The 22,887-nt window shown below is 61.5% G+C and carries 18 protein-coding genes and 1 tRNA gene; 9 read left to right on the top strand and 10 right to left on the bottom strand.

Annotated features, from left to right (window positions below; translation table 11 throughout):
- Positions 1-260: 260 nt before the first annotated feature.
- From KF712_02805 to uxaC, 3 genes are read right to left on the bottom strand one after another with little or no spacing between them, the layout of a single operon-like run.
- On the bottom strand, positions 261-1,247 hold the full coding sequence (locus KF712_02805; GenBank protein MBX3739895.1) for a prolyl oligopeptidase family serine peptidase: 987 nt from the start codon (positions 1,245-1,247) through the stop codon (positions 261-263).
- Between the two features lie 21 nt (positions 1,248-1,268).
- A complete protein-coding gene (locus KF712_02800; protein MBX3739894.1) occupies positions 1,269-2,357 on the bottom strand; it encodes a lactonase family protein in 1,089 nt (362 codons plus the stop codon).
- 37 nt (positions 2,358-2,394) lie between these two features.
- Positions 2,395-3,798 (bottom strand): glucuronate isomerase, encoded by a 1,404-nt coding sequence (uxaC, locus tag KF712_02795; GenBank protein MBX3739893.1) that lies wholly within the window; start codon positions 3,796-3,798, stop codon positions 2,395-2,397.
- Between the two features lie 188 nt (positions 3,799-3,986).
- Between uxaC and KF712_02790 the strand changes: the two genes are divergently transcribed.
- From KF712_02790 to KF712_02780, 3 genes are all read left to right on the top strand, one after another.
- Positions 3,987-4,062, top strand: a tRNA-Thr gene (locus KF712_02790).
- 121 nt (positions 4,063-4,183) lie between these two features.
- On the top strand, positions 4,184-4,399 hold the full coding sequence (locus tag KF712_02785) for a hypothetical protein (GenBank protein ID MBX3739892.1): 216 nt from the start codon (positions 4,184-4,186) through the stop codon (positions 4,397-4,399).
- Positions 4,400-4,481: 82 nt separating this feature from the next.
- Positions 4,482-5,597, top strand: coding sequence for a hypothetical protein (locus KF712_02780; protein MBX3739891.1), 1,116 nt, complete (start codon positions 4,482-4,484; stop codon positions 5,595-5,597).
- A 13-nt stretch (positions 5,598-5,610) separates the two neighbouring features.
- Here the strand turns inward: KF712_02780 and KF712_02775 are convergent, their stop codons facing one another.
- The 7 genes from KF712_02775 to KF712_02745 form a co-directional block, all read right to left on the bottom strand.
- Positions 5,611-7,386, bottom strand: a complete 1,776-nt coding sequence (locus tag KF712_02775; GenBank protein MBX3739890.1) for an acyl-CoA dehydrogenase family protein — start codon at positions 7,384-7,386, stop codon at positions 5,611-5,613.
- Positions 7,383-9,341 carry an enoyl-CoA hydratase/isomerase family protein gene (locus KF712_02770; protein ID MBX3739889.1) on the bottom strand — a complete coding sequence of 653 codons (1,959 nt, stop codon included), beginning with the start codon at positions 9,339-9,341 and terminating at the stop codon, positions 7,383-7,385. The genes KF712_02775 and KF712_02770 overlap by 4 nt, the downstream gene beginning before the upstream one ends.
- 4 nt (positions 9,342-9,345) lie before the next feature.
- Positions 9,346-10,587 (bottom strand): thiolase family protein, encoded by a 1,242-nt coding sequence (locus KF712_02765; GenBank protein ID MBX3739888.1) that lies wholly within the window; start codon positions 10,585-10,587, stop codon positions 9,346-9,348.
- Between the two features lie 4 nt (positions 10,588-10,591).
- Positions 10,592-11,977, bottom strand: a complete 1,386-nt coding sequence (locus tag KF712_02760) for an AMP-binding protein (protein MBX3739887.1) — start codon at positions 11,975-11,977, stop codon at positions 10,592-10,594.
- A gap of 25 nt (positions 11,978-12,002) precedes the next feature.
- A complete protein-coding gene (locus tag KF712_02755) occupies positions 12,003-13,007 on the bottom strand; it encodes a patatin-like phospholipase family protein (protein ID MBX3739886.1) in 1,005 nt (334 codons plus the stop codon).
- A gap of 273 nt (positions 13,008-13,280) precedes the next feature.
- Positions 13,281-13,991, bottom strand: coding sequence for a phosphoribosylaminoimidazolesuccinocarboxamide synthase (locus tag KF712_02750; GenBank protein MBX3739885.1), 711 nt, complete (start codon positions 13,989-13,991; stop codon positions 13,281-13,283).
- 102 nt (positions 13,992-14,093) lie between these two features.
- Complete coding sequence (locus KF712_02745) at positions 14,094-16,163, bottom strand: DEAD/DEAH box helicase family protein (protein ID MBX3739884.1); 2,070 nt, start codon at positions 16,161-16,163, stop codon at positions 14,094-14,096.
- A gap of 406 nt (positions 16,164-16,569) precedes the next feature.
- Between KF712_02745 and KF712_02740 the strand changes: the two genes are divergently transcribed.
- The 6 genes from KF712_02740 to mrdA all read left to right on the top strand — a co-directional run bounded on the left by KF712_02740 (position 16,570) and on the right by mrdA (position 22,871).
- On the top strand, positions 16,570-16,818 hold the full coding sequence (locus tag KF712_02740; GenBank protein MBX3739883.1) for a hypothetical protein: 249 nt from the start codon (positions 16,570-16,572) through the stop codon (positions 16,816-16,818).
- 413 nt (positions 16,819-17,231) lie between these two features.
- A complete protein-coding gene (locus KF712_02735; GenBank protein MBX3739882.1) occupies positions 17,232-18,026 on the top strand; it encodes a ParA family protein in 795 nt (264 codons plus the stop codon).
- Positions 18,027-18,242: 216 nt separating this feature from the next.
- Entirely contained in the window at positions 18,243-19,271 is a 1,029-nt protein-coding gene (locus KF712_02730; GenBank protein MBX3739881.1) for a rod shape-determining protein, read from the top strand.
- A gap of 26 nt (positions 19,272-19,297) precedes the next feature.
- Complete coding sequence (locus KF712_02725) at positions 19,298-20,107, top strand: rod shape-determining protein MreC (protein ID MBX3739880.1); 810 nt, start codon at positions 19,298-19,300, stop codon at positions 20,105-20,107.
- Positions 20,108-20,110: 3 nt separating this feature from the next.
- Entirely contained in the window at positions 20,111-20,698 is a 588-nt protein-coding gene (locus tag KF712_02720) for a hypothetical protein (GenBank protein MBX3739879.1), read from the top strand.
- Positions 20,699-20,705: 7 nt separating this feature from the next.
- Positions 20,706-22,871, top strand: a complete 2,166-nt coding sequence (gene mrdA / locus KF712_02715; protein MBX3739878.1) for a penicillin-binding protein 2 — start codon at positions 20,706-20,708, stop codon at positions 22,869-22,871.
- Positions 22,872-22,887 lie beyond the last annotated feature (16 nt).

Raw genomic sequence — 22,887 nt, 5'->3', positions numbered from 1 at the left:
CACAATCGGAGCGCAGCGGAGATGGGCGAACCAGCGTCTGAAGACTGAGCCAAATTGCACTGATTCACTGATTTGGAGAGAGAGTGTGAATGGATCGCCACTCATTCTTGCGGCTCTATGGTCCAATTCTGAATCAGTAAATCAGTGCAATCAGTGGTATCCTCTTCAAATTTCCGGTGGAACCTCCGAAATGAGATGGCTCTGGCATCATCCGGCCAAGATCCCCATATTTTGGAAAATGGAGGGAATCCACTCCCCTGTCAGCGCTTTTTGGTCGTGGCAGGCACCCGTTTCTGGGCGAAAATCCACTCTCCCAGCTCCGGCTTGCTGTAAACTTGGTCCGTGATGATGTGGCCGGCTCCGGGCAGTTCGGTGTATTGGACATTCCCCTTCACGCCCTGCATGGCGGCGAACATCTTGCGCGAAGCCTCGACCGGCACCGAGTCATCCTTGTCGCCGTGGAAGATCCAGATGGGAACGCCCTTCATGGTTTCCGCCTTCGAGGCATCCCCGCCCCCGCACAGTGGCACCGCACAGGCGAAAACCTCCGGCCATTTGGCGATCATCCCCCAAGTACCGGCCCCACCCATGCTGGAGCCGGTCAGGTAGATCCGGTCCTTGTCGATGGGGAGGTTGTCCGTGAGATCGGTGACCAGGGCCATCAGGTTGTCCGCCACTTCATTTTTCCAGCCGATCGCACGGTCCGGGCACTGCGGCATGAGCATGAAGAACGGCTGCTTTTTCTGCGCCTCCTCATTGTAGAGCTGCCGGGGGGACCCGGCGGACTGGGAGGTGTTGTCGTCACCGCTCTGCCCTGCCCCGTGAAGCCAGATCATGAGCGGATAGCGCTTCTTACCGTCCCACTTGGGGTTCCCCTTGATCTGGTATTTCAGGCCCTTTTCGGAGACGTTCTTCGTGAACTCCCCTTCCACCATCTGGGAGGCGAACTTCCCGTCGGTGAGGCTGTAGTCGAGCGAGTTCTTCTTCACCATCGCCATGACGAAGTCGCGGTCCTCCTGGGAGAGCCGCTCCATCGGGATCCTGACGATCTTGAAGTTCCTGGCCGTGTTGACCTTGATCTCCGTCTCCGAGTATTCGAGCAGCTCCGCCTGGAGGGACTTGCCGTCGTCGGACTTCCACTCCCGGACGATCTTCACCTCCGGCTTGGTCATGCCGTTGAGCGACGACGGTTCCTTCGCGTGAAGGAGTGCCGGAATGAGGAACAATCCGAGGAGCAGCGTTTTCATGGGTTTTTTGGAGGAGACGGATCACTTGCCGAAGAGCAAGCAGATCGGCTTCGGCGCGGAGACGGTGCTGGCCGGCTCACCGAGCTTGCCGGTGGCGGTGTCCAGCGGCAGCACGCTGATGGTGTCGCTGGCCTGATGGCCGACGAGCATCCACTTGCCGGATGGGTCGATCTTGAAATGGCGCGGGGTCTTGCCACCGCACGGGGCGTGCTGGACGAAGGTCAGCTTGCCGGTCTCCGTGTCACGCGCATACACGACGATGGAGTCGTGGCCGCGGTTCGAGCCATAGACGAACTTGCCGTTCGGGTGGACCTCGATCTCCGAAGTGGTGCTCCTTTCGGTGAAGTCCGCTGGCAGCGTCGGCACAGTCTGGATTTCCTTCAGGCCTCCCTTTCCGTCGTGGCTGGCCACCAGGACGGTGCTGTCCAGCTCGTTGATGATGTAGGCGTGCTTCTCGTCAGGTGAAAAAGCGAGGTGGCGCGGTCCGGCACCGGGCTTGGTGCCGAGGGGTTCCGAGACGGTGATCTCCGAAGTCTTCGGGTCGTGCTTGTAGACCAGCACCTTGTCGATCCCGAGGTCCGGCATGAAAAGGAACGCGTTCGATTTGTCGAAATACACGCCGTGGGCATGCGGTCCCTTCTGGCGGTCGGTCGGGCCGCTGCCCGCCGCGATGATGGTGGTGGCGATCTTTGCGAATGAGCCGTCCTCACCAAGGCGGATGGTGGCGGTCGTGCCGTCATTGTAGTTCGCCACGGCGAGCGTGCTGCCGGTGGCATCCAGCGCCAGGTGGCACGGACCCTTGCCGCCGCTCGAAGTTTCGCTGATGAACTCCAGGGAGTTTCCAGCGCCGATCTTGAATGCGGCGATGGCTCCGGTCTTGTCGGGGAACTCCTGTTTCGGACTGCCCGCCGCGTAGAGCACCGGCTTTGATGGGTGGAACTCGATCCAGCCGGGGCCCTTGTATTCGGCTGCGAGCTTCGGTTCGGAAAGCTTGCCCGTGGCGGCGTCGAAATCCGTCAGGTAGATGCCATCGGCACCCGTGCCGATGAAGACAGGTGCGGCGAAGACGGAGGAGGAAAGCAGGAAGAGATTGAAGAGTGTGGTACGCATGGTTCCGGTTTAGAACGGGGGTTTCGGGAGTTTTGTTTCAGACGTTGAATTCGAAGTAACGGTTCGCGTTGTGGAAGCAGACATCACCGACGAGCTTCGACAGCATGCCGAAGTCATCCGGCAGCTCGCCGCGTTCCGCCTCACCGCCGATGAGGTTGCAGAGGATTCTGCGGAAGTATTCGTGCCGGGGGAAGGACAGGAACGAGCGCGAATCCGTGAGCATGCCGACGAAGCGGGAAAGCAGGCCGGTCTGGGACAACGCGTCGAGCTGCAGCTCCATGCCGTCCTTCTGGTCGAGGAACCACCAGCCGGAGCCGAACTGGATCTTCCCGGCCACGGTTCCGTCCTGGAAGGCGCCGGTCATGGCGGCGAGCAGGTAGTTGTCCCGCGGGTTGAGATTGTAGAGGATGACCTTCGGCAGCGCATCCAGCTTCGCGAGGGCGTCCAGATAGACGACGAGGGCGCGGCCCTGGTCATAGTCGCCGATGGTGTCATATCCGCTGTCCGGACCGAGCTTCGCGAACATGCGGGAATTCGTGTTCCGGAACGCACCCAGGTGGAGCTGCTTCGTCCAGCCCTTCGCCGCATCAAGCTGGCCGAAGAACACCATCAGGTAGAAGGAGAACTTTTCCTTTTCCTCCGGAGTGGCCGCCCTGCCCGCACGGGCATTGTCAAAAATAGCGGCAGCCTCCGCGTCCGTGCAGGGAAGCGCCGGGCAGCGGTCGAGGCCATGGTCGGAAAGCCGGGCACCGGCGGCGTGGAAGTCGTCATGGCGTTTCTGGAACGCGGCCAGCAGATCGGAAAGCGAGGTGATCGAGATGCCGGCCGTGGCTTCCAGTTTTCCCAGCCATGGATTGAGCAGGTCCGGGCGGTCCACCAGCCACGCCTTGTCCGGGCGGAAGGTCGGCACCACCTTTGTCCTGATGCCCGACTCCGCGATGGCGAGGTGGTCATCGAGCGGATCCGCCGGATCGTCCGTGGTACCCACCACGCGCACGTCGAATTTCTTCAGGATGCCATGGGTGGAGAAGTCGGCTTCCTGGAGCTTCTCGTTCGTCTTTTCCCAGATCTCGTCCGCCGTCTCCGGGGAGAGCAGCTTGTGGATGCCGAAGTAACGCTGGAGTTCCAGGTGCGTCCAGTGGTGCATGGGGTTCCGCAGCGTGTAGGGAACCGTCTGCGCGAATGCCTGGAACTTCTCCCGCGGCGAGCTGTCGCCGGAGATCAGGCTTTCATCGATGCCATTGGCACGCAGCAGCCGCCACTTGTAGTGGTCACCGCCCAGCCAGATTTCCGCGATGTCCTTCCACCGGTGGTTGGTGGCGATCTCTCGTGGCGAAAGGTGGCAGTGGTAGTCGATGATCGGCTGGTCCTTCGCGATCTCATGGAAAAGGCGTCGGGCGGTATTGGAATGAAGGAGGAAATTTTCGTCGAGGTAAGCCATCGCCCCCTCATCACACCCGGGCATGTGTCCCTTCCACAAGCGAGAAACGCGGCTGGGGCAAAAATGATCCGATCCGGAAAAAACTCCGGACTTGAGCGATCCATCATCCCATGAAAATCCCATTGCCAAGCAGCCTCTCCCTGTGACAAGCATGCGCCGCCCGCGCTGACCGAAGCGCGGCATCAGAGGCCGGCTTAGCTCAGTTGGTAGAGCAACTGATTTGTAATCAGTAGGTCAACGGTTCGAGTCCGTTAGCCGGCTCCATTTTTCATCTTCCAAGCACAGGAAAAATTACCTGATGCGGCAAGGAAATTGGCCTGTGAAGATGATCTGTCAGAGACAGACCATACGCGGCAACTCCGTCAACCCCGCATCGCTTCCACTCTTGGCCTTGGCCTTGGCCGCCGCCGCTGGTCTGGGAGGCGGTGCGTTCGCGGGATGGAGCTACGGCCACCAGCAGCGCATCCAGAAGGAACAGGCCTCCGCCATGCTGCCGGAGATCAGCCGCAAGCTGCTGGAAGCGCTCCATGCCGGAAGCGAGATCAACTCCGTCGCCATCAAGGTGACGGGCGGCGACTTCAGCTACGAGTTCTCCGAATAAGGGCCCGGCCTTCCAAGCCGCCGTTCCGGACATCGACTGATTTTCATTTCCAACCACAGGAATTTTCCCACCATGTGATGAAATGAGAAATTCCGTCATGTGGGCGCTCTTGTCCTTTGGCATGTCCATGCATCTGGCGGGATCGACCCTACGGGTCCTTTCCGTCGCCACCTCTCCGGAATCATTCTCCGCGGACGACCGCTCCGTCATCTTCCGGGATGAATTTGATGTGCCTCCTGCCGGAAATCCCGGCTATGTGGAACATCAGAAAGGAAATCCGCAGGGTTTCACCCATTCCCCGGATGGCGGCTTGCGCGGCGGTGGCATGATCGCTGTTTTCGAAAAGGGCCAGATTGAGAACGGCAGCCTCAAGGTCTTCTTCGGCCGGACTCCGGCAGGTAGGCGGGGCTTGAGGAAAGATGAGACATTCCGGGAGATCTATTGGCGCGTTTATGTGAAACACGAAGCAGGCTGGGAGGGGAATCCCGCCAAGTTCGGACGGACCACCTGCCTGATGGGTCCGGACTGGAGACAGGGCCTCATCGCCCATGTATGGGGAGGAAAGGACAACTCCTTGTGCATCGATCCTGCAACCGGCATCGTCGACAGCACCCCGGTTACCACACGCTACAATGACTTCGCCAATCTGAAGTGGCTGGGCAACCGCCACGGCAGTATTCCCGTCTTCAGCAGTGCGGAGTCCGGACGTTGGGTGTGTGTGGAGTCCCACGTGCGCCTGAACTCCCCCGACAAGGCGGACGGCATTTTCCGACTGTGGGTGGATGGAAAGCCTGAAGCATCGCGCCATGACATCAACTGGCAAGGCCACTGGGATGACTACGCCATCAATGCGGTGTTCCTGGAGAATCATTGGAATGACGGCTCCAAAAAACGCCAGTCGAGATGGTTCGACAATTTCGTCATCCGCACCGAGCCGATCGGCCCCGCAACCGCTGCCCGCCCTGTGACCATCGGCAGAACCCCGTCGGATGGAGACACCCCATGGGAGGTGGCAATCGCGAAGGACCCCGATGGAAAGGAAATCGTATGGAAATCCAGCGCCCCCGTCCCCTCCGCGGCCACCACCGTGACTGTTGACGACAAGAGCGTCCCATACGAGCCGGGAGTCACCTACTGGGTGAGGATCCGCCAGGCAGGTGAAGCGGAATGGTCGCCGTGGCACTCTCCATTCCGCTGAATGATCCGGCGGATCATTTTTCCAGAAGACGCTTCGCCACGCGATAGCCGGCATCATCCGGAGCGCCGCCAATATCTGCGAAGAGATTCCGGACACGCCTTTCACCCCGGCGGATGATGTAACCGGCCAACCGCCGGGAGTCCTCATCTCCCAGTACCCTTGCACGCGCCACGGAGACACTCATCGCGAACAGCTCCGCGCCGATGTCCACCAAGCGCCCGAGCAGAAGTTGGCGTTTCTCCAGCGTCGGTCCATATCGCGCCATGGAGTGGAACAGCGTCCGTGCCAGCTTCCGGCTGAGGGAAGGTATCGGCCCGAGATCCGCACCTCCTGCCGGAATGGGGAGCCATCGCAGCGGATACCATCCGGCGTAGAAGATACCCGCCTTGAGAGCGGTCTTCACGCGTTCACCCATGGGCTTACGGGTATCGAGGGCGGCGGCTCCCCGCCGCAGATGGGGATCCAGCGCCTCACGGGCGATGAACAGGTGCATGATCTCCGTGGAGCCTTCGAAGATGGTATTGATGCGGCAGTCCCGGAACAGACGCTCCACGGGATCCGGAGCCTCACCGCGGTTGCGCAACGAGTCCGCCGTTTCATATCCCCTGCCGCCCTTGATCTGGAGCGTCGCATCCGCACCACGCCATCCGGCCTCCGTGCCCCACAGCTTCGCCAACGCCGCCTCCAGGCGGATGTCCGCGGAGTGATCCGCATCCACCAGCGCGGATGTGTAGAGAACGAGCGATTCCGTGGCGAAAGCATCCGCCGCCAGATCGGCAAGCTTGCCGGCGATGGCCGCGTGCTTCCCGATCGGCTGGCCCCATTGCTCGCGTTCGCGGGACCATGGCAGCACCATTTCCAGACAGCGATTGAGCAGGCCGACACAGGCGGCGGGCAAAGTGAGGCGTCCGGTATTGAGGGTGGTGAGCGCGATCTTGAGACCCTTGCCCGCCTCCCCCACCAGATTCTCCACCGGCACCTTCACGTCGGTGAAGCGGATGACGCCATTGTAGAGGGCCTTCAATCCCATGAAGTGGCAGCGGGTCACGATCTCCACTCCCGGCCAATCCTTCTCCACGATGAAAGCGGAGGTCGCCTGCGGCTTGTCAGGCAGAGGTGTTCGCGCCATCACGATGATGGCGTCCGCCTTGAGGCCGTTGGTGCACCACAGCTTCTCTCCGGTCAGAGTGTAGTGGGTGCCGTCCGAGGACAGCTTCGCCTCCGTCTTCATGCGGGCCGGATCGGAACCGACATCTTTCTCCGTCAAGGCGAACGCCGAGATGGATCCCGCCGCACAGCGGGTGAGATATTTCCTTTTCTGCGCCTCATTTCCGAACATGAGCAACGGTTGCGGCAGACCGATGGATTGGTGGGCGGACAGCAGCGCGGTGAGGTTCCCGCAGTGGCCGCCCAGCAGCATGGCGGTGCGCGAGTAGTTCGTCTGGGAAAGTCCCAGCCCGCCATACTCCTTCGGGATCTTGATGCCGAAGGCACCCATGGATGCCAGGCCCTCCAGTACTTCATCCGGGATCTCACCTTCGCGGTCGATCGCGTCCGGATCCGTCTTCGTGTCTAGGAATGCCTTCATCTTTGAAATGAAGGCATCCCCTTCATCCCTGTCCTGCTGGCCCTGCACCGGGAACGGAAAGATCCTGCCGAACTCCGGAGCCCCGTCGAACAGGGATGCGGCGAAGCCGCTGAGTTCCCGGGAATCCCGTGATGCCTCCGCCATCTCCAACGCCGCGCGCTGGCCTTCGGACATCTTTGATGTGTCGATGATCGAGCTCATGTTTCCTCCTTTCTGAATTGCATCGGTCCGCCACGGAACGGCGCGTAGCCGGTCCCCATCACCATCGCCAGGTCGATGTCGTCCGCCGTTTCCGCCACCCCTTCGCTGAGGCAGAGCCGTGCTTCCTCCGTCATCAGCCCGGCGAGGCGGTCGCGTGTATCTGGAGGCAACGGGACGGCTCCGGAACGCAGGCCCAGCGCGACGGGATTCGGGAACTCCCGCCGTCCATCGTAGAGGTAGAAGCCCTTGCCGGACTTTCTGCCCAGTTGTCCTTTCTCCACCAGCTTCGCCGCGATCTCCGGGACCTTCATCCGCTCCGGATAGGCGGCGGCCAGTGTCCGCGCGACGTGGATGGCCACATCCAGCCCGACTTCATCCAACAGGCGCAGCGGCCCCATCGGCATGCCGAAGTCCAGCATGGTCCGGTCGAGGGCTTCCGGATCCGCGCCACGCTCAAAGATCGCCGCGGCCTCCACCAGATAGGGCATGAGGATGCGGTTCACCAGAAAGCCCGGCGAGTCCCTCACCACGACCGGCAGCTTGCCGATCGAGCGGACAAAGGCGACACCCGTTGCCAGCGTTTCATCGGAGGTCGATGGAGTGCGCACCACCTCCACCAGTTGCATGCGGTGGACGGGGTTGAAAAAGTGCAGGCCGAGCAAACGGCCGGGATTCGTGATCACTTCCGCGAGTTCATGGATGGGAAGCGCTGAGGTGTTGGTCGCCAGCAAGGTGTCCGCCGATACCCGGGAGGAAAGGTCCGCGAAGATCTTCTTCTTGATCCCGAGTTCCTCGACCGCAGCCTCGATCACCAGATCACAGCGATCCATCGGCACCGGAACGCTGGACGGATGGATGCGGTCAAGCCCCCGCGCCGCATCCGTTGGTGTGAGCACCCGGCGGGAGGCGGCATCACGATACAACTTCCCGATGCCCGCCATGCCTTTCGCGATGGCTTCGGCGGAAACATCCCGCAACAGGACCGGATAGCCACGCGTGCTGAGCCAGTAGGCGATGCCGGAACCCATCACACCCGCGCCGATCACCGCGGTGCTCTCGATCTTGCGGGGCTCCGCTTCCACATGGCGATGTTTCTTCGCCCGCTCCTGGAGGAAGAACAACCGCATCAACTGGTGGGTTTCAGGAAGCCCCGCGAGCCGGATGATTTCATCCCTCTCCGCCCTGAGGCTCTCCTCACGGGAACGTCCGACGGAGTCCGCCACCACCTCCAACGCGGCCGCCGGTCCCGGATATAGGCCGCGTGTTTTCGCCATCAGGCCCGCCCGTGCTTTCTTACGGATGATCGCGACGGAGAGTGGATTGTGAATCAACCGATGGCTCTCAACCTTACGCTTGCCACGGGAGATCCAGGTGAGGGCAAAGGCATCCAGATTTTCCTCCGGCACCACCGCATCCACCACGCCCTTGTGCTTCGCCGCCTTTGCCGCAAGCAGCTTGCCGGAAAGGATGAGCGACAATGCGGTGGGCAGGCCCACCAGCCGGGGCAACCGCGTGGATCCACCCCAGGCGGGCAGAATACCGAGCTGGGTCTCCGGCAGGCCGATTTTGGTCTTCTTCGAATCGCTGGCGATTCGCCAGTCGCAGGCCAAGGCCAGCTCCAACCCGCCGCCGACACACGCACCATGGATCGCCGCGACCGTGGGAATCCTCAGATCCGCCAGGCGGTTGAAGGTTTGCTGTCCGAGTTCGATGAGCGACTTCAGTTCTTCACCCTTCGCGGAGGAGAGGGTCTTCAGATCCGCTCCGGCGATGAAGATCGACGGCTTCGCCGAACGGATCACGAGGCCTTTCAACGAACCATACGTGGAGATCTCCGTGATGAGTCCGCCGAGTTCCTCCAACGCCGCACGGTCAAAGATGTTCGCCGAAGAGCCTTCACGGTCGAAGGTGATCGTGGCGATGTCATCCCGGGTGGTGAGCTTGAGATTCGGCATGATGTCAGGTTCTTTCCAACCAGAGTGCGGCACCTTGCCCCCCGCCCACACAGAGAGTGGCGAGCGCACGGCGTCCGCCGGTGGCTTTGAGTTGATGGAGCGCGGTGAGCACCAACCGCGCGCCGGTGGCACCGACCGGGTGGCCGAGGGCAATGGAGCCTCCGCGGCGGTTGATGCGGGCAACATCGATCTCATCCCGCTCCCCGTAGTTCTTAAGTTGGTCCAGCACCGCCAGCACCTGTGCGGCAAACGCTTCGTTGATCTCGATGACATCCGCATCCGCCGGAGAAAGGCCGCTCCGCTGCTTTGCCAAGGCAATCGCGGACACCGGACCAAGCCCCATCCGCGCAGGGTCGCAACCCGCGTAGGCATAAGAGACGAGCCGGCCCAGTGGCTCGATGCCGGTATGCCGCACGGCTGCCTCATCCCCCACCAGCAGGGCCACCGCCCCATCGGTGATCTGTGAACTGTTCCCTGCGGTAACCGTCCCTGTCTGGCGGTCGAAAATGGGCTTCAGTTTCGCCAGTTTTCCAACGGAAGAATCGTCACGGATGCCGTTGTCGCGGGTGACCGCTTTCCCATCGACGAAAACCGGCGCGATTTCCCCATCCAACCACTCCCTCGCGGCGGCGGCCTTCAGGTGGGATGCGACCGCGAACTCATCCTGCATCTCCCGGGAAATGCCATGTTCACGGGCAAGAATCTCGGCGGTGTCCCCCATGATCATCCCGCTGAAGGGATCCGTCAGGCCGAGTTGCAGGCCGATGCGCGGCTTGAAGTCGGCGGGCCGGAATGCGGTGATAGCCCCCAGCTTGCCACCGACGCCCTTCGCCTTCGCCAGCGCGCCGAATTTCCCGGCGGTGCGGTGTGGATAGAACAGCGGTACCTGGGACATGCTCTCCGCGCCGCCGACAAGGAACAGATCCCCCATCCCGGCAGCCATCCGCTGGTGGGCGGTGGTGATCGCCTCCATGCCGGAGGCGCAGTTGCGGTGGACGGTGGCGGCAGGCACATGCTGTGGCACCCCGGCCCTCAGCGCGATGATGCGGGCGACATTCGCCGAGTCATAGGGCTGCGCGACGCAGCCGAAAATCACCTCCGACAGACGGCCGGGATCAATGCCGGTGCGGGCCAACAACGCGGAACAGGCATCCCGCCCCAGATCCGCCGCCGTCAGGCCGTCGAAGTCCGTCCCCATCCGGATGAACGGGGTGCGGATGCCGGCGATGATGAAGAGGTCCTTCATGGGTTCAGTTGTCCGCGGGCCGGTGATCGACCACTTTCTTTTCCTTCAGTTCCTTCCCGACGCCCTGAAGCTTCCGCATTTCCTCCCAGCCGTGGATCACGATTTCGTTTGGGGTGAACTCGGTCGCATCCCGGAACCGTTTCCCGATTTCCTCCTTCAGCGAATCCCCGGAGCCACCCATGGCCACGGCGTGGACGATGACCTGATCACTTTCCAACGGGTCGTCGTTGCGCTTCCTCAGTTCGATCTGCCATGCACCCAGCCCATCCATGTCATCCAGCAGGTTTTCCAGGCGGTTGAAATCCACGAGCGTTCCCTTGAGCTTGCCGATGTCCAGTTCGCGGATGTCGGAGACGCGCGAAATCTTTCCGAGCAACCTCGGGCAGGTGCGCCCGCAGTAGGGACATGGCTCATAGGTGATGCCATGCTCTATCAGGTCGCCGGTGCGGTAGCGGAGCACCACCGTGCCGCGCGCATCCAGCGGCGTGACCACGATCTCCCCGGGCTGGCCGTCCGGCACGCGTTCGCCGGTGTCCGGGTCGATCACCTCGACAAAGGCCATGTCCGGATAGGTGTGGAAACCGCTGGGGGCGCCCCCTTCCGGCGGCATGCACTCCGTCCAGGCGATCTTCGCTTCGGTGAAGCCATAGGTGGACATGATGGCCACCTCCGGAGAACCCATCTCCGCGCAGAGGGCCTTAAGTTTCCGGCGCATGCCGGCGGGCACCTTTTCACCGCCCAGCACCAGGCGCTTGAGGTTCTTCCACCGTGACCCATTCGCCGCACCTTCCTGGAGGAGGTGATAGAGGAAGGTGGGCATGGCGATGATCGCGTCCGGATCGATCTTATCGATGAGCTTCACATTCCCCTCCGTGCCCATCGTCTTTCCGCCGCCGCTCGAAACCATGAAGGTCCCGAAACCCGTGCCGGCATAGTGGGCCTGCCAGAACGCAAGGTGGGGCGCGAACGGGAATGCGTTGATGTGCCGCCACGACCGCTCCGACCGGCAGAGCGTCATCAGACGGACGCCGCCTTCCGTGAGCCGCTCGATGTCATGTTGGGAATAAAGAAACGGTACCGGCGCGGCGGAGCGACCGGTGGTGCTGGTGAGGAAAATGGGGCGGAGTTCCCTTTCCAGATACTCCTTCGCACCGTTCGGGCCGTGGGTGACCGCGAGTTTCAGTGTGCTCCACTGGTGCTTCAGCACCTTCTCATCGGGGATGATGACAAAGTCCTTCGGTGTCCCGAGATCCTTCTTGGAGGTGAAAGGCAGCTTCACCAGATCCGCGGTGCCGCGTATGTCAGCGGCATCCAGCCCCAGCTCACGGAACATCTTTCCGTAGTGTGCGGTGAACGGGACGACACGCTCCCTGAGGAAGCGGCGCAGCATCGCATCCTGGCGGTGTGAGATCTCATCATGCGACGCGTTCTCCCACCATGTTGTGGTTTTCGTCTTCATGGGTTTGAGGGTCTTCCTTCAGCAAGGCACGGATGGCGTCCAGGTTGTCCGTCGCCACCTTGCGCCCGGCTTCGATGAAGCGGGTGAAATTCGAATAGTCATGCCATGGGGCATAGAAATGCTGCGGCCGCAGGCAGAGGTCGGCTCCCTTCACCGAGTCATGCGCGATGCGGATCTGCGCGGCACGGATGCTCTGGCGGAAGGTGTCGATGGCATTCCCCGGAGCCATGAGGTTCATGTGCTGGTTCATCCCCCTCATCATCCTGCGGAAGATGGAGCGTGGTTCCTCATGTTCGCTCTTGCAGGCCCCCTCCTCCACATCCTGGAACGTCGGGATGACGGAGACGGCCAGAATCCGGTCCACGTGGGCGTATTTCTTCAGAACCCCCACCGGCACCGGGTCCACCACTCCACCATCGACACAGAGCCTGCCATCCAGCAGCACCGGCGCGATGATGCCGGGCATGGCACAGGACGCATGGACGGCATCGCTGATCCTGCCCTTGCTGATCACCACGCGCTCCTTGGTATTGATGTCCAGGGTGACCACGAACAGCTCGCGTTCGAGATTCTCGAACTTCAAGTCTTCGAGCGACCGCTCCAGATGGGCCTTTGCCTTCAGCCCGCGGAACAGACCTTTGACGGGCGGCACGATGGGATCCGCGAGCCGCCACAACGTCCGGCGGTCCTGCATTTCAGCGGCCAGCTCACCCAGCTTCTCACCGGAAAATCCGGCCGCCCACAGGGACCCCACATAGGCCCCCATCGAGGAACCGGCGATGGCATGAACCTCGATGCCGTTTTCCTCCAGAACCTGCAGCACACCCACATGTGCCAATCCACGTGCGCCACCTGATGAAAGCGCAAGGCCCAGCTTCAGGCGGGAACCGTCATGCAACGGCCGGTCCTGGCGCTCGGGGTTCGGATCCCCTTTGAAGAATCTGACAATGGCTCCAAACATGGCCCGTCGGTGGGTTACGGACCGGCTTTACCACCAGCCCACCTAACAGTAGCCGCGAACCCTATGGAATCAAATGGTTCCAGACAAAAAATGTTAAATCACCCGATGCCCGGCGACCGAAACAAAAGCCGGAGATGGGATCGCTATATCATGATGGGGTGGTGCCGCCACGTTGCGCGGGGATCGCCCATTGATAGATACCCCGGCAGGGCAACAAAAAGCGGGCGGGGATGAATGCTCCCGGCCCGCTTTCCTTGGAAGGTGTCGCAAAGATCAGGCCTGCTTCTGCAGACGGCCGAGGACTTCCTCATAGGCTTCCATCACTCCGCCGAGGTCGCGGCGGAAGCGGTCCTTGTCCATCTTCTCACCGGTCTTCAGGTCCCACAGACGGCAGCCGTCGGGGCTGATCTCGTCCGCCAGCACGATCACGGATGGATCTTCCTGCAGGCGTCCGAACTCGAGTTTGAAATCCACCAGCTTCAGGCCCGCCTTGGCGAAGAAGTCGATGAGGATGCCGTTCACCTTCAGGGCGGCGGTCCGCAGGAACGCCAGATCTTCCGGGGAGGCGAGACCCATTTCGCGGATGTAATCGTCATTGATGAGCGGGTCACCCAGCTCATCGCTCTTGTAGGAGAACTCGATGATCGGTTGTGAGAAAACCTTTCCTTCGGCGATGCCCGTGCGCTTGCAGAAACTGCCCGCGGCCAGATTCCGGACGATGACCTCCACCATCAGGATCTCGACCTTTTTCACCTCGACGTTCGTTTCGTCGATCTGGCGGACGAAGTGCGTCGGCACGCCTTCCTTTTCGAGAAATCCGTAGATCAGGGTGCTGATGGCGTTGTTGAGGCGGCCCTTGTTTTCGAACTGCGCCTTCTTCTCGCCGTTGAAGGCGGTGGCGTCGTTCTTGAACTCCATCCGCAGCGTGTGCGGATTCTCCGTGGCCCAGAGGCGCTTGGCCTTCCCCTCGTAAAGCGGTGTCATTGGAAAGACCTAGAATCCGGCCCCGGATTGGTCAAGACCGCCGAAGTTTTCCAGCCATTTTCACCGGGGGATCCGGACGGCCAGCACCTTGTCCCTGGAGATTCATCCCTCCAGCAGCCCCATCAGTTCCGCTTCGCTCCAGCCGGCGGCATCCCCGCCACCCGCGTCGTCGATGGCGACGGCAACTTTCCGTTTCTTTTCCTGCATGCTCACCACCTTCTCCTCCACCGTCCCACGGGCAATGAGGCGGTAGATGATCACTGGCCGGGTCTGGCCGATCCGGTGCGCCCGGTCCGTGGCCTGGGCTTCCGCCGCCGGATTCCACCATGGATCGAAGTGGATGACGATGTCCGCGGCGGTGAGATTGAGTCCGTAGCCGCCCGCCTTGAGGCTGATCAGAAACACCGGCGGGCCATCCGCAGACTGGAACGTATCAACCAGTTCCTGACGGTTTCTGGTCTGGCCATCGAGCCGCAGGGAGCCGATTCCGGCCTCATTCAGGCTGTTCTCAATTTCCCGTAATTGCTTCTGAAATTGGCTGAACACTAGTATTTTGTGATTCCCCGAAACCGCTTCTGAAACCAGTTCCAACAGGCGTTGCAATTTTGCCGAGCGGCGGGTGACAGACAGGCGTTTGAATTTCTCATTTTCAAACAGAGCCAGGTCACAACTGGCCTGCCTGAGACGCAGCAGCACCGTCAGCATCCGCATCCTGGCTGCACCGGCGTTCTTGGCATCCTCCATCTCTTCCACCTTCCTCCGGCCTTCGGCGAGCAACTCCCGATAGACGCCTTGCTGGTCGGCGGTGAGGTCACAGTATTCCTCGATGAAGATCTTGGATGGCAGCTCGGGTGCGACCTCTTCCTTGGTCCGGCGAAGCATGAACGGAGAGATCTTCAGACGGAGGCGCTCAAGGACCTTGGGATCGTCCGCAGCGAGCTCATACCGCTGTTTGAAATCCTCCCGTTTGCCCAACCAGTCGGGCTGGATGAAACGGAAGATGGACCAAAGATCCCTCACTCCGTTCTCCACAGGAGTTCCCGTCAGGGCGATCCGGGCATCCGCATTCAACCGGCTGATCGCCTTCGCGTGATCCGTGTCCGGATTCCTCATCAAGCTCGCCTCATCGACCACGATGGCAGCGAATTTCTGTTTCAAATACCAGACGAGATCCCTCGGCAATGTTCCGTAGGTGGTGAGCAAAACCTCTCCGGATCTGACGGCGCGTTGCTCGGCTTCCCTGCCAGTTCCATGGAGTAGCCTGACCGGAAGATGAGGTGCAAACTTGCGCAGCTCGGCCTGCCAGTTACCCAACAAGGAGGCGGTGGCGACGATCACCACCGGCCCTTCGGATTGCCAGATCAATCGTTCGATGCAAGCGATTGCTTGGATAGTCTTACCCAAGCCCATATCATCTGCAAGAAGGGCGCCACCGTAGTTTGAAACACGGTCGATCAACCAGCTTGCGCCATATGTTTGATACTCCCGCAACGAAGCTTTGATCGCTGGGAAGCTCTTGCTGGTATTTATTTCATGAAAACCACTGGAGGAATTCGAATTGTGTAATTTTTCACACAATTTCCGGATCACCTCCCCGGCCCGTTTGGAAGCGGTGAATCCATTCGCTTCTTGGCGGATAATATCCAGCTCGGCGAACAGCGGTTCGATCATGCTTGAAGCATCGTCTGAAATGACCACTTTCTGCGCGCCATTTCCGCGCTTTGAAACGAGGAGTTGGCGGATGTCCGCCGCCGTGAAAGAACGACCATCATTCGATTGAAACGAAAAATCAAACCTCAGCCAATCATCTCCTGAGCCGAGGATCTTGATCTTCGGCTCGATGACGGCCACTTGCTTTCTTGTCACTTTGAAGCGATCGCTTTCCGTGATCTTCCACCCCGTTTCAACATCCGGAAGACTCTTCGACAGGAAGCGGATGACCGCGTCCTCCCCCTTCAGGATCCATGCGCTTGAATCAACCGATTCAAATCCAAATGCAGTGAGCTGGCTGGCGGCCAGCTTTTCGGACGACCAGTCCCGCACTTGGCATCGGTCCCCTTCCAACTTTGGCAATGCAGCCACTTCGCCAAGCCCCAGCGGAACGGCGGGAGAAGTCCCATACCTGACACCGACCGTCGCCTCCAACCGTTGGAGGGTGCCGTCGATTTTCATCTCGATCACATGATCGGCGGGGACGAAGTGGATGTCATCCAACCACGGAACTGGCGAGAACCCGATCCACTCCTGCCACTGCCCGATCTCGCGGAGGAAATCCCTGAGAGGAATGCGGATGTTCCGATCCCGCCCGAGACGCACCAACAGTTGTTTCAACCAAATTGGAGAGACAGCCGGACCCACTGGCGCGATCTCACTTTCGGAAATCCGGAACCACCCCTCGCCCACCTGGATGAGATCGTCCCCCGCCGTCAGGTAGACCGACTCTCCCACCCTCTCCGGTGAGCCGACGGGATAGGCCCCCGGCTCCTGGATGGTGATCCGGGTGTCCGTCTTCCGGACCGCGACCCGGGGATGCCCGATGGCAGCGCGGAGAAAGGATTCGCAGAGGGCGCCATCCAGATTGAGCTGGAGATTGGCGGCGGGCTTCAATCCCGTCCCGGCCAGCCATGAGGAAAGCCGTTCATCCGCCGGGGTGATGTCCCCTCCCATGGTGAGGGCCGCGGCCAGCTTCCCCCTCTTCAGGGATTCCTGCCAGTTCACCGGCAGGCCGATGGAGAACGCCACCACCGCCGGGGCTGCCGCAGGCGGAGCGGCGGCACGCGCAACAGCCGCTGTTGCCACGGCAGCTCTGGATGCCGTGGGCTGCTGAGCAGCGACAGGAGTGCCGCCCAGGGCGGCCAGACCGGAGGCCACCGCGTGGGCGCACACCGCACCGGTCGATTGGTTGTCGGGGCACGCGCAGCGCGCCTCCAGGTTGGTCGGCGACAGCACCTTCACAGATACTTTGAAAACACGCTTCCCCTCCCGCACCGTCCCGCTCCACTGCGCACCGTCACTCTTCACGCCCGTGACCGCGCCGGCATCGAACAAGCCCTTCCCTTCCTTGAAGGCCTTCCACGATGCCGCGCCCCGCAGCGTTGATTCATTCCACCCGGTCATGTCCCGCGGATGCTGCCGCGGGAAGCCCTGCGGATCAACTTCTCTCTCTTCCGCTGCAATTTGGTTGCCAGTCCACCGCCCAACCGGAAGACTCCGCGACCGTCGGGCCTGCCTCTGGGAATCATGAAAGTTGTCGCCATCGCCAATCAGAAGGGCGGCGTGGGTAAAACCACCACCGCACTCAACCTCTCCGCCGCACTTGCCCTCCGTGGCCAGCGCGTGCTGCTGATCGACCTCGATCCCCAGGCGAACTGCACCAGCGGACTCGGCATCGAGCCTCCGGACGGCAGCAGCATGTATCCGGTGCTGATCGGGGAAAAGACCGTCCATGACCAGATCATGGAAACGGGCCGCGAAAACCTGTGGCTGGTCCCATCCGAAATGGACCTCGCCGGCGTCGAGATCGAGCTGGCCCGCAGCGACGACCACCTCACCCGCCTCCGGAAGATCCTCCAGGCGCTCAAGCCGAATGACCTCTTTGAGTATTGCATCCTCGATACCCCCCCCTCGCTGGGTGTGTTGATGACCTCCGCCCTCGCCGCAGCGGATGAGATCGTGATTCCCCTCCAGTGCGAGTGGTTCGGCCTCGAGGGCTTGGCAAAGATCGTCCACGTCATCGACCAGATCCGCAGTTCCGATGCGAACCCGGACATCCGCCTCGAGGGCATCGTCATGACGATGTACGACGGACGCACCCTGCTCTCCCGCCAAGTCGTGGAGGAAGTATCCAAATATTTCCCGGAACAGATGTATCAAGCGGTTGTTCCGCGCACCATCCGGATCGGCGAGGCACCGAGCCACGGAAAAACGATCTTCGAACACGACCCGACGGGGATCGGGGCGCAGGCTTATGGGGCGGTCGGGGATGAGTTCCTGGTCCGCCGTTCGGCGGTCGGACCGCTGCTTGCGAAGCACTGAGATTGAGGGCGTGGAACGCCTGAAAAGACTTTGGGGAACACCGGATTCCCGCTTGACCTGAGCGGGCCGAATGATGAGCCTTTTCCCCTCTTCCGGCGCTGTATGCCGCCGACTTGTCTTGCGGAAGTTTTTTTCCGCGGTCGCAAGCCGACGCCACCCGGTGCGTCCGGATCGCTGACACTTTCTCCACGAGTCTCTCATTCTCAATTTCATCCAATGTTCAAAAAGCTTTTCGGCAATCTTTTTTCCAATGATATCGGCATCGATCTCGGCACGGCGAACACTCTGATCAACGTCAAGGATCACGGCATCGTGCTCCGCGAACCGTCCGTGGTGGCGGTGAAGTCCGGCACCAATGAGGTGCTGGCGGTCGGAGACGATGCGAAACGCATGCTCGGCCGGACCCCCGGCAACATCGTGGCGATCCGCCCGCTGAAGGACGGCGTCATCGCCGACTTCGAGGTGACGGAGGCCATGCTCCGCCACTTCATCCGAAAGGTGAACAAGAACAAGCGTTCCACCCCGCGGGTCCTGATCGCCATTCCATCCGGCATCACGGAAGTGGAGCGCCGGGCCGTCCGCGAATCCGCCGAGCAGGCGGGTGCGCGCGAGGTGTATCTGATCGAGGAGCCGATGGCCGCCGCGATCGGTGTCGGCCTGCCGGTCCAGGAGGCGTCCGGCAACATGATCGTCGACATCGGCGGCGGCACCACGGAGGTGGCGCTCATTTCCCTCTCCGGCATCGTCTATGCCCGTTCCGTCCGCACAGCGGGCGATGAGCTGGACGAAGCGATCATCCAATACATGAAGCGGGCCTACAACCTGATGATCGGCGAGCGCACCGCGGAGGACATCAAGATCCGCCTTGGCTCCGCAGCCCCGCTGCCGAAAGAACTCACGATGGAGGTGAAAGGCCGCGACCTGGTGGCGGGCCTGCCAAAGACCATCACGATCACTTCCCAGGAGATCCGGGAAGCGATGTCCGACCCTCTCAACACCATCGTGGATGCCGTCCGCACCACGCTGGAGCGCTGCCCGCCGGAACTGGCGGCGGACCTGGTTGACCGGGGCATCGTCCTCGCCGGTGGCGGAGCCCTCCTCAAGGGCCTGGACCGCCTGCTGCGCGAGGAAACCGGCCTGCCTGTCCACATCGCCGAAGATCCGCTCAGCGCGGTGGCGGAGGGCACCGGCAAGGCGCTGCAGGAGCTCGCGCTTCTGAAGCGGGTCACCAACTCGGACCGTTGATCTGAGATCACGGCCCCTTTCCGGCCATGAAACCACTCAACCTCATCGCACTCCTGCTCTTCCTCGGAGGGGCCATGTGGGCGCTTACCCGCAGCGAGCGGGCAGTACGGGAGATCCAGGCGGTCTATTTCTCCGCCATGTCCCCTTTCCTCAGCGTCGGCTCCAAGACGGAGGTCAACGCCCGGAATTTCATGGAGGAAGTCCGGCACTCAAAGGCGCTCGAAACCGAGCTGGAAGCCGTGAATGGCAGGCTTGGCCGTTTGCGCGTCATCGAGTCCCGTTTCCGCGAACTGGAGAATGAAAACGCCCAGTTCCGCCATGCCCTGCAGTTCAAGCAGGCAACGAAGTTCGACGTGGTGGCCGCACGGGTCATCCGCAACCAGCCGAACACCTGGGGCCAGACCGTGGAGATCGACGCAGGGACCGAACGCGGGATCGGCATCCAGCTCGCGGTGCTTTCCAACGAAGGTCTCGTCGGCAAGATCGACCGTGCGGACAATGGCCGTTCGTCCGTCCTGCTGCTGACGGACGAGAAATGCCAGGTTTCCGCGAAAGTGGAAGGTTCACCGGAGATCGGCATCCTCAGCGGCCCCCGCGGAGGCATGAGCGAAGGCGAGCCGCGCCTGCGCCTGAGATTTTTGTCCAAGGAAGCCCTGCTCAAACCTGGACAACTTGTATTCACCACCGGCCGGGGAGGCATCTTCCAGGCCAACATCCTTTTAGGAACCATTGAGCACGTCGAGAAAGGCGCGCTGGATTCCGAAGCTATCGTCCGTCCCTCGGTTGACTTCGCGGATCTCAGCACGGTTTTCGTCGTGCTATCGGGAGATCCCTGAGCCGTGATCCGCTACACCATCATCACCGTCCTGCTGGTGCTCGCCGCGTTTGTGGTGCAGCAGTTCCTTCCGGCGTTCACGGGTTTCCACAACTCCCGCGTGCTGCTGGTGCAGTTGGTCTTCCTCTGTGCCGCCGTCACGGTGGAGTCCCCCGCCATGCTGCTGCTGGCGCTCATTTCCGGATTCCTGTGGGATGCGAACAGCGTGACCGGTCCCCACGGCGGGGATCCTGAGGTGTACACCCAGCCGGTGGAGTCCATCCGCTTCGGCTCGTCCATCCTGCTGTTCGCGGGCATGGGCTACCTGATGCAGGGCATCCAGCCGCTGTTCCGGCAGGGCAAATGGTATCTCTCCGTGGCCCTCTCCGGCATCGCGGTGTTCCTCTATCTGGCCGCGGAGTATGCGACCATCAGCTTCATCCGGGGTGGGTTCATCCTGACAAAGGCCACGCTGATGCAGATGGCCTATACCTCGCTGGCGACCATGCTGTTCTCCCCGCTGGTCTTCTGGCTGCTCTTTTCGATCGCTTCGCTATGCCAATATTCCATCAACCCGGATGCGGACAAAAAGAACCGCCGCCGCACCTTCTGATTTCCCCATGGAACCCCATTACCGCGTCAGAATCTATCTGCTCACCGCCCTCATCCTGTTCGGGTTCGGTTCGCTGCTGACCCGCCTGCACAGCTTCCAGATCGAGCGCAAGGAACACTTCCAGGCGCAGGTCCCCGGCAGCCGCATCGTCACGGTGCGGGAACCCGGCATCCGCGGCAACATCACCGACCGCAACGGGGTCGAGCTGGCCCGCAACCTCCGCAACTACGAGGTATCCTTCAACCTGGATGAAATCTACCGCGCCTACCGCCGCCAGCACGACGACGACCCGAAACTGAACCGCGTGGCCTTGGTGAGCGGGATGCAGCGGAAAATCCCCGAGCGGGACATCGTCAGGATCGTCAACGAATGGACGGTCGCCCGCCTGAAGGAACTGAAACTGGACAAAAGCTACAACGAGAACGCGCTGCGGGTGCACTACCGCACCCACGGCGGACTGGTGCCTTTCACCTACCGGGCGGACCTCAACTATGAGGAGTTCGCCAAGTTCGCGGAACATAACCTGGAACTGCCCGGAGTGACCATCCGCACCAAGCCACAGCGGGAATATCCCTACGGCGCGCTCGCGTCCCACGTCATCGGCTTCGTGAAACAGTGGGAGAAAAAGGACATCACGGACGCGGAGAAGAGGGAGTTCAACCACTACGTCGGCGACGAACGCGGGGAAATGGGCATTGAGGGCACCATGGACCAGCACCTGCGCGGCATCAGCGCGAAGACGCAGGTGGTGATGGATGAGAAAGGGGCGGTCGTCAGTTCCTTCCCGGAGAGCAACCCGCGGGCCGGTGCCAACGTGCAGCTCACCCTGGACGCCCGGATCCAGTTGCTGGCGGAAAATGTCATGCGGAAGGTCGGCCGAGGTGCGGCGATCGTGATGGATGTGAACACCGGCGAGGTGCTGGCGCTGGCCTCCGTGCCGGACTATGACCTGAATTCCTTCGTCCCCAGCATCACCGCGAAGCAGTTCGCCGAATACAACGCGAACCCGTTCAAGCCGTTCACCAACCGCGGACTGTCCGGCTTTGCCCCCGGCTCCACATTCAAGCTGCCCACGGCAATCTCCGGTTCGATGAAAGGGGTCGCCAACAATTCCTTCAGTTGCAGCCCCGGTTACATCAAATTCGGCAACCATTCCATCGGCTGCTGGCTCTACAACAAGAGCAAGGGCAACCACGGCACCCTGGGGCTGGCGAAGGCCATCCAGCAATCCTGCAACCCCTACTTCAACAAGATGGCGGGTGCAGTCACCCCCCGGGGCATGACCGAAGGATTCACCCTCGTCGGCTTCGGCCAGAAGACCGGCATCGAACTGCCGAACGAGGAACCCGGCATCATTCCCGGCAACAAGGAATGGAAGGCCCGCTATCCAAGCGCGAGCGTAACGCTGGTGGAGAATGCCTTCCTCTCCATCGGGCAGGGCAACGCGATGGCGACCCCGCTCCAGCTCTGCGCGATGGTTTCCTGCATCGCCAACGGCGGTAAATACTACAGCCCCCGCATCGTGAAGAAAGTGGTGGGGGATGATGGCGAGGTCATCATCACGGACACGCCGAAGCTCAAGGTGGACATCACCGAGGCGGGGGTGAAGCCGTCCGATCTGGAGCTGATCCGGAAGGGCATGTGGATGGCGGTCAACGAAGCGGGAGGCACCGCGGGCAAGCTCAAGGTTCCCAATGTCGAAGTCGCTGCCAAAACCGGAACGGCGCAAACCATCGACCGTGGCAAGAAGTCCCACAATGCCTGGGTCGTCAGCTTCGCTCCGTTCGACAAGCCGAAGTATGCGGTGTGCGTGCTGGTGCAGAACGGCGGGTCCGGTGGCGCCGTGGCAGGCCCCCTCGCCAATGTGATCTACCAGGGCATTTTCGGACAGGAGAACGACGGCATCAGGCTGGGCCTCAGCCCGCAGACGGAATTCGCCGGCAACGACAAGCGCTATGAAGCCGAGGATATGATACTCCCCGAAAATTTCCTCTCCACCATCCAGATCATTGCAACGGAAGATGGCGAAAGCGGCGACGAGGCCGACACCACCGCTCCGGAAGCCCCTGCCACCAGCGCCAAACCCACCGCACCGAAGCCAACCATCACGGAGGAAGCGGAAGCCGAAGGCCTCATCCCCCGCGCGAAGCCGGTCCGGGGACGCCGCAGGTGAAATTATATGCTTTCTC

This window comes from Akkermansiaceae bacterium (assembly GCA_019634595.1).
Classification (GTDB): Bacteria; Verrucomicrobiota; Verrucomicrobiia; order Verrucomicrobiales; family Akkermansiaceae; genus Luteolibacter.
The sequence above is the reverse complement of the archived record's forward strand: the minus strand, read 5'-3'. Positions and strand labels throughout refer to the sequence as shown.